The sequence below is a fragment of the Caulobacter sp. SLTY genome (genome assembly GCF_009905535.1).
In the GTDB taxonomy this organism is placed as follows: Bacteria; Pseudomonadota; Alphaproteobacteria; order Caulobacterales; family Caulobacteraceae; genus Caulobacter.
Genome location: NZ_JAAALA010000016.1, coordinates 87,495 through 94,905 on the forward strand (window position 1 = coordinate 87,495; position 7,411 = coordinate 94,905).

Here is a 7,411-nt window from a genome sequence, read left to right on the forward strand (position 1 = left end):
TCTTCAGATACGGGCCGAACCCGCGATCGGATTGCCGAAGATCGCTCGTCCGCCGGGCGGCCTGATCAACAGTGGCGCGGGCCCATTCTGGGCGGCGTGGACTTTTTTGTCCGAACCCATCATAGAGCCGGCGTGTCCGCCGCTCCGACATCCGCCCGCAGGGCAGACCTCGACTGGCTCCGGATCGTCGCCCTTGGGCTGCTGATCCTCTACCACGTCGCGCTGGTCTACACGCCCTGGGACTGGCACCTGAACAGCCAGCACCGGTTTGTCTGGATGGAGGAGGTGATCCTGCTCACCTCGCCCTGGCGGCTGACCTTGCTGTTCCTGGTCTCCGGCGCCGCCCTGCGGCTGATGAGCTGCAAGTATCAGGCCGGTGAGGTGCTCAAGCAGCGATTTGCCCGACTGGCCCCGCCCTTCCTGTTCGGAACCCTGTTCCTGATCACCCCGCAGTCCTGGGCCGAGACCACGGCCAAGGACGGTTACGACGGCGGCTTCGCGCACTGGTGGTTCAGCGAGTTCAGCCTGAAAGGCATCGCCGACGGCATCCCGATCAACCACCTGTGGTTCGTGCTCTACATCGCCGCCTACAGCCTGGTGGCTGTGGCCCTGCTGACCCGGCCCGACTGGATCGCCCGGGCCGAGGCGTGGCTGGAGCGCACCCTGACCGGTTGGAAGCTGCTGGTGCTGCCGATCCTCTACCTGGCGCTCGTGCGCCAGCTCCTGTTCCCCTGGTTCGGGCTGACCAACCAGATCCAGCACGACTGGTACAACCACGCCTCCTCGCTCGGCGTCTTCCTTTTCGGCTTCCTGGTCGTCGGCCGGGCCGGGGTCTGGGACCAGCTGGAGCGGCTGCGCTGGGTCGCCCTGGGCGCCGCGGCGGTGTCGGTGGTCGGGTTGATGGCGCTGCATGCCCACCCGGGCGGCAACGTCCTGTTCGGATCGGTCAAGAACACCACCTTCGCCATCAATCAGTGGACCACGGTCTGCATGGCCCTGGGTTTCGCCAGCCGACACCTGCGCGGCGCCGACGGGCCGGTGCGGCGGTATCTGAACGACGCCATCTTCCCCTGCTATCTGGCGCACCAGACCATCCTTGTGCTGGCCGTGTTCGTGCTGGCGCCCAAGGGGATGCCGGCCTGGATCGAGGCGCCGGTGCTGATCGCCATCACCTTCGGGGTCAGCCTGGCCATCTACGAAGCGGTCCGGCGCGTCGACCTGTTGCGGCCGATCTGGGGCCTCAAGCCGATGGGACCGCCACCCCCGCCCGAGCCGACCCCGGCCCGCCTGGCCCTGATCGAGGCGGTGCGGCGCGAGTCGGCCGAGCCGCCCAAGGTCCTGCCGGCGTGATTCTCGACGACCTCGGGGCCCAGTTCGCGCCCGGCCAGCGCTGGCGTCGGCGGCGTATCCTGCTGGCCATCGGGGTGGTGGCGCCGATCTTCGCCTTCCTGTCGGTGATCATGGCGGTGCTGGCCTATCCCGGCCACAACCACGCCACCCAGTATCTCAGCGACCTCGGTTCGGCGACCGCCAGATACCCCTGGCTGTTCAACGGCGGGGTGTTCATCAGCGCCTTCGGCGCGGCGGCGGCGGGGGTGGGGTTCGGCCTAGCTCTGGTCGCTCTGGGCGGCCACCGTATCGCAGCGGGCGGGGTCATGGTCTGCTTCGTGCTGGCCGGGTTCGGAATGGCGGTCAGCGCCCTGATTCCCTGGCCCAATCCCTGGCACCTGCTGATCAACCTTGGGCTCGGCATCATCCTGGCCCCGCTGTTCATGATCTGGGGTCTGTGGAACACCCCCGGCATGGGTCGGCTGAAGCTGTTCCTAGCGGCGATCAGCCTGGCGAACCTATTGATGGCCCTGATCACCAATCACCGCATCTGGTACGGCTTGGTGAACCCCGCCAACGTCGGGCTGTGGGAGCGCGCCTTCGCCATCCTGCTGGTCGGATGGACGGGAATCGCGGCCTATGCGCTTGAACGGCGGCTCTACAGATTGGCGCAAGAGCCGGCGCCCGAAGTGGCCTTCTGATCGGCCTGTTCGCCTCAGTTCGGTCACATGTGACCAGGGGCGATCAATTTTAGGGCGTTGGTCGCCCGGATGGCGATTTTCCGCTTCCTTCGCAGCGCAACATAACGTATCCGTGATAGCCACGTTACCAACCCCGACGGAGTCGTGCGAAAGCCGCCTCGGGGTTTCGGGCGGACCTACACGAACGGCGGATCCACCATGGACGGCACGACCAATCTGGCCCTGCGGTATGAGCCGGAACATGAGCATGCCTACGCTCCCCTGGGCGAACCCTGGCTGCCGTCCGAGCAGCCGTTGGACATGCCGCGCCAGGCGCTGAGCGCCGGCACGCTGGCCAAGGCGCCGGCCACCTCGCCCGCCAACATGACCGCCCGGCGGACCATCCTGTTCGCCGCCAGCTGGCTGCTGACCGGCCTGATCGCCCTGACCCCGTTCCAGCTCTACATGCGTGACGGCTTCACCCCGCTGGAAGGCGTGGCTCTGGCCCTGTTCGTGGTGCTGGTCGGCGCCATCTCGACCTGGTTCTGCAGCGCCATCGCCGGCTTCATGGTGCTGAAGAACCGCCAGGAAGACATCTTCGACTTCCCGGAAGTCGCGCCCAAGCCGCGCGTGCGAACCGCCCTTCTGATGCCTCTTTACAACGAGGACCCGGCCGCCACGCTGGGCCGCCTGGCCCGCATCGAGCGGTCGCTGGCCAACTTGGGTGTCGCCCACTGGTTCGACCTCTTCGTGCTCAGCGACACCACCAACGAGGCCATCGCCGCCCAGGAGCGGGTGCAGTTCTCGGCCCTGCGCGCCCGCAGCCGCTGCGCCACCTACTACCGCCGCCGGCCCAAGAACATCGAGCGCAAGGCCGGCAACATCGCCGACTGGGTGACCCGCTGGGGCGGCGCCTACGAACACATGATTATCCTCGACGCCGACAGCCTGATGAGCGGCGAGACGGTGATGAAGCTTGTCGACGCCATGGAGCGTCATCCGGGCATGGGCCTCTTGCAGACCACCCCGGTGATCGTCGGCGCCGAGACCCTCTACGCCCGCGCTCAGCAGTTCAGCGTGCGGATGTTCGGCAAGGTGGCGTCCGCGGGCCTCGCCTGGTGGACCGGCGCCGAAAGCAGCTACTGGGGTCATAACGCCATCATCCGGGTGAAGGCGTTTGCGTCCTGCGCGGGCCTGCCGGTGCTGCCGGGCAAGAAGCCGTTCGGCGGCCACATCCTCAGCCACGACGTGGTCGAGGCGGCGCTGATGCGGCGCGGCGGCTGGGCGGTGCATGTCACTCCCGCGCTGGACGGCTCGAGCGAGGAGACCCCGCCCTCGATGTTGGAATTCATGACCCGCGACCGCCGCTGGGCGCAGGGCAACCTGCAGCACCTGGGGTTGCTGTTCGCGCGCGGACTGCACCCCATCAGCCGGCTGCAGCTGTTCTTCGGCATGCTTTGCTACCTCGTCTCGCCGATCTGGCTGATGAGCCTGATCGTCGGGCTGGCCATCCAGGCGCAGATTACCCTGACCATGCCCGAGTACTGGCGCCTGCTGGCGCCGGTAAAATACGACCCCATCGTCTGGGCCTCGCTGCTGACCGTGGTCATGCTGATCGGCCCGAAGATCCTGGGCCTGGCCCTGACCCTGAGCCGCCCGGAAGAGCGGGCCAAGTTCGGCGGGGCCCTGGCCATCCTCAAGAGCGCCGCCTTCGAGACCGCCTACTCGGCTGTCATGGCCCCTGTGATGATGGTCGGCCACAGCCGCATCGTCTTCGAGGTGCTGTCAGGCAAGGACGCCGGCTGGACCGCCCAGACCCGCGACGGCGAGACCCTCAGCTACAAGGACGCCTTCCGCGCCCATCGCTGGGAGATCAACACCGGCCTGCTGTTCGCCTCCATGCTGCTGCTGGCCCCGCACCTGACCATCTGGTTCGCCCCGATCATCCTGCCGCTGATCGCCTCGCCGTTCATCGCCGTGCTGACCAGCCGCAAGGACCTGGGCGCTGCCGCCGGCCGCATGGGCCTGCTGGTCACGCCGGAGGAAGTCACTGAGCGGTCGGAACATCTGGGCGCCCAGATCCACCAGCTGTTCCCGCCGGTCAGCGACCGCCGGATTGCGGTGGATGAGGACGTGCCGGAGAGCTCGGTGTTCTGGCCCAGCCTGATCGCGACCCAGCGCCGGGCCATGCCGATCTCGGCCACCGTCCACTAGATCCCGTCAAAAACCCCGTCATCCCGGACAGCCCGAAGGGCTGATCCGGGACCCAGGGGCCTCACGCACACAATTGAAAGCCGGCCTTAGCCGCTGGCGGCCGCCGCCCCTGGGTCCCGGCTCTCCGCGCTACGCGCTCCGGCCGGGATGACGGGGGGTGGGTGGAAATTTGAGGGTCAGGCCGCCTTCGGCAGCTTGTCCTTCTTCTTCTTTTTCTTGTCGGCCTTCTCGCCCTTCACCTTCTCAGGCTTGGGCGCCTTGACCTTCTTGGCCATTGGCTCGCCGGCGGCCAGGATTTCCAGGGCCTCCAGCAGCGCCTCGCGCTTGCCCTTGGGCAGGAGGCCCAGCAGGGCGGCGTCTGCCGCCGCAGTCTTCGGCCCGATGCTGTCCAGGGCCTCGCGACCGGCATCCGTCAGCCGCACGGCATTTGCCCGCGCATCAAGCGCTGAGCGCTCCCGCGCCAGCAGGCCCTTGTCGATCATCCGGGCGACCATGTCGGCCAGCGTGGAGCGGTCGACGCCGGTGGCGGCGACCAGGTCGGCTTGGGCGGCGCCTTCCTTTTCGGCCACGGCGGCGAGCACGGCGTGCTGGCGCTGGGTAACGGCGCCGGGGCCGGCCTCGGCGGCGTAGAGATCGAGGGCCCGCTGGGCAGCCCTGTGCAGCAGGTGCCCCACCGAGGCGGCCGCCCGCTTGGCCGTCTTGTCCTTAGCCATCATCCCCTCCGGCCCGATTGAACCGAGGACGGACCTTAAACGCACTCCGCGTCGATTTGACGACAGATCATTCGACCAGCGGCGGCGGGGGCTTGATGTCCTCGGGCTCGACGTGCGGGCCGCCCTCTGCCTCAGCTTCCTTCATCCCCTTCATGATCAGGGGGGTCTGGGCCAGGGAGAAGACCAGGGTCAGGATGATCAGGCCGGGAAAGCGGAACAGCACCCAGACCTCGTCAGGCTGGGTGCGCCAGACCGCCTCGTTGAGCCCCGCCAGCACCAGGAAAAAGATGCCGTAGCGCAGGGTGAACACCCGCCAGGCCCGCCGGCTCATCACCAGGGCGTCGCCCATCAGCAGCTTCAGCGGGTTCTTGTCGAGCGCCAGGCCGACCAGCAGGGTCACGCCGAAGGTGACGTTCATGATGGTCGGCTTCATCTTGATGAAGATCGGATCGTGGAAGATCAGGGTCAGGGTGCCGAACACCAGGGCCGCGCCGCCGGCGATCAGCGGCATCGGCGCGATCCGCCGCTCGGCTACAAAGCCGATGAGCAGGGCGATGGCCGAGCCGCCGACCAGCCACCAGGTGGCGGCGACCAGGGGCTGGTCGATCTTCAGCTGGCGGCTGACCAGGAAGCCGATGAGGAAGGCGACGAGGCCGCCGTAGTCCACGGCGCTGCGCACCCAGGCCCGGGTCTTGGGGGAAAGCTCAGCCATCGGTTACGCGTCCAATCCGACAAGTGATCTGGAAAAGGCCCGGGCGTTGAAGGGTTGCAGATCGTCGATCCCCTCCCCTACCCCGATGAGCTTGATGGGGCTGTCGGAAGCCTGGGCGACCGGCACCAGCACCCCTCCGCGGGCAGTGCCGTCCAGCTTGGTCATGACGATGCCGGAGACGCCGATCTGGTTGCCGAACAGATTTTCCTGGCTGAGCGCATTGCGGCCGACGGTGGCGTCGAGGACCAGCAGGGTCTCGTGCGGGGTGTCCGGATCGACCTTCTTCAGGACGCGGATGACTTTGAGCAGCTCGTCCATCAGCCCCTGCTTGTTCTGCAGCCGGCCGGCGGTGTCGATGAGAACCACGTCATAGCCCTCGGCCTTGGCGCGGGCGACCGCGTCGAAGGCCAGGCCCGCCGCGTCGGCGCCGGTGGGACGGCTCATGAAGTCCGCCCCGGCCCGCTGGGCCCAGACGCCGAGCTGCTCGACGGCCGCGGCGCGGAAGGTGTCGCCGGCGACGATCAGCACCTTGGCGCCCTTGCCGGTCAGGTCGTTGGCGATCTTGCCCAGCGTCGTGGTCTTGCCCGAGCCATTGACCCCGATGAACAGCACCACATAGGGCTTGGGTCCGGACAGCGGGTCGAAGTCGCCCTGGCGGCTGACCAGCTCCTTGGCCACCAGGTCGGCCAGCGCCTCCTTGACCTCCTGGTCGGAGACCGACTTGCCGAACTTGGCGTCGCTGAACGCCTGGGTGATGCGGCCGGCGGCGTGGGGGCCGAGGTCGGCCTCGATCAGCATCTCTTCGAGCTCGTCCAGCTGGGCCTGGTCGAGCGGTTTGCGGAAGATCTCGGTGACCTGCTGGGTCATCGCCTGCGACGAGCGAGAGAGCCCGCTGGTCAGGCGCTGAAACCAGCCTTGTTTCTGTTCAGCCATGGGCGGGGTCTAGCGTGGCGGGGGCGTCAGGTCACGCGGCCAGTGATCCTCGCCGCCACAATCCGCTCAGCGGCCTTTCGGCGACTGGGCGATCAAGAGAAAGTCCTCGAGGTCGGCGTCGCTGTTGTTCTCGATGATGGCCTTAAGCGTGCGGTCCTCGAAGGCGTGGGGTTCGCCCGGGCGGCCGAGCATCGCGGCAAGTCGGGGCGCCCACTTTCGGATGCGAAGATCGATCACCTCGGCCATACGACAGGGTTGCGCGGGAACGGCGGTGCTTTCAAGCCATCGGTGAGCGCTTTAGGAGGGGCTGATGCCGCCCGAACTGCCCAACCTCGACCTCGCCTTCCTGTTGTTCGACTACGCCGCCGTGGCGGTGTTCGGGGCGACCGGGGCGCTGGCGGCGGCGCGGAAGGGGCATGACATCGTCACGTTTGCCTTCTTCGCGGCGATGACCGGGGTTGGCGGGGGGACGCTGCGGGACCTGCTGATCGGGGCGCCGGTGTTCTGGGTGAACCAGCCGGGGCCGTTGCTGACCTGTGTGGCGGCGGCGGTGGCGGTCTGGGTGGTCGGGCATTTCGCTTGGCGGAAGGTCGGGTCGCGGTTGAGCGCCCTGCTGTGGCTCGATGCGGTGGGGATGGCGGCCTATGCGATCGTCGGGGCGGCCAAGGCGCTGTCGCTGGGGGTGCATCCGATCTCGGCGGTGGTCATGGGGATGATGACCGCGACCTTCGGCGGGGTGTTGCGGGATGTGGTCGCCGGGGAGCCGTCGGTGTTGCTGCGGCGGGAGATCTATGTGTCGGCGGCGATATTGGGGGCGGTGGTGTTCGTGG

General features: G+C 67.8%; 8 protein-coding genes and 1 pseudogene. 4 read left to right on the forward strand and 5 right to left on the reverse strand.

From position 1 onward, the window contains the following. Nucleotides 1-132 precede the first annotated feature (132 nt). The 3 genes from GVN21_RS20570 (at nt 133) to mdoH (ending at nt 4,223) form a co-directional block, all read left to right on the forward strand. On the forward strand, nt 133-1,350 hold the full coding sequence (locus GVN21_RS20570; protein WP_205690032.1) for an acyltransferase family protein: 1,218 nt from the start codon (nt 133-135) through the stop codon (nt 1,348-1,350). After that, nucleotides 1,347-2,030, forward strand: a complete 684-nt coding sequence (locus tag GVN21_RS20575; protein WP_205690033.1) for a DUF998 domain-containing protein — start codon at nt 1,347-1,349, stop codon at nt 2,028-2,030. Before GVN21_RS20570 ends, GVN21_RS20575 begins: the two co-directional genes overlap by 4 nt. Nucleotides 2,031-2,228: 198 nt before the next feature. Then, nucleotides 2,229-4,223, forward strand: a complete 1,995-nt coding sequence (gene mdoH / locus GVN21_RS11200) for a glucans biosynthesis glucosyltransferase MdoH (protein ID WP_166574823.1) — start codon at nt 2,229-2,231, stop codon at nt 4,221-4,223. On the opposite strand, the pseudogene GVN21_RS11205 reads toward mdoH, so the two are convergent. From GVN21_RS11205 to GVN21_RS11225, 5 genes and pseudogenes are all read right to left on the reverse strand, one after another. Beyond that, nucleotides 4,220-4,403: pseudogene (locus GVN21_RS11205) on the reverse strand (hypothetical protein). The gene mdoH and the pseudogene GVN21_RS11205 overlap by 4 nt on opposite strands. Further along, nucleotides 4,400-4,936 (reverse strand): MarR family winged helix-turn-helix transcriptional regulator, encoded by a 537-nt coding sequence (locus GVN21_RS11210; protein WP_240902873.1) that lies wholly within the window; start codon nt 4,934-4,936, stop codon nt 4,400-4,402. Before GVN21_RS11210 ends, GVN21_RS11205 begins: the two are co-directional and overlap by 4 nt. A 67-nt stretch (nt 4,937-5,003) precedes the next feature. Continuing rightward, entirely contained in the window at nt 5,004-5,648 is a 645-nt protein-coding gene (locus GVN21_RS11215; protein WP_166574825.1) for an inner membrane-spanning protein YciB, read from the reverse strand. A 3-nt stretch (nt 5,649-5,651) separates the two neighbouring features. After that, complete coding sequence (gene ftsY / locus GVN21_RS11220) at nt 5,652-6,581, reverse strand: signal recognition particle-docking protein FtsY (RefSeq protein WP_166574826.1); 930 nt, start codon at nt 6,579-6,581, stop codon at nt 5,652-5,654. 66 nt (nt 6,582-6,647) lie between these two features. Continuing rightward, nucleotides 6,648-6,818, reverse strand: a complete 171-nt coding sequence (locus GVN21_RS11225; RefSeq protein ID WP_166574827.1) for a hypothetical protein — start codon at nt 6,816-6,818, stop codon at nt 6,648-6,650. Nucleotides 6,819-6,891: 73 nt separating this feature from the next. On the opposite strand from GVN21_RS11225, the gene GVN21_RS11230 reads away from it, so the two are divergent. After that, nucleotides 6,892-7,411: trimeric intracellular cation channel family protein (locus GVN21_RS11230; protein ID WP_166574828.1), on the forward strand; the 520-nt coding region annotated here is incomplete at its 3' end.

What these genes read in the sequence shown, in the direction of transcription:
- GVN21_RS11215 (WP_166574825.1), bottom strand. Translation starts at nt 5,648, where the DNA reads ATGGCTGAGCTTTCCCCCAAGACCCGGGCCTGGGTGCGCAGCGCCGTG.
- mdoH (WP_166574823.1), top strand. Translation starts at nt 2,229, where the DNA reads ATGGACGGCACGACCAATCTGGCCCTGCGGTATGAGCCGGAACATGAG.
- GVN21_RS11210 (WP_240902873.1), bottom strand. Translation starts at nt 4,936, where the DNA reads ATGGCTAAGGACAAGACGGCCAAGCGGGCGGCCGCCTCGGTGGGGCAC.
- ftsY (WP_166574826.1), bottom strand. Translation starts at nt 6,581, where the DNA reads ATGGCTGAACAGAAACAAGGCTGGTTTCAGCGCCTGACCAGCGGGCTC.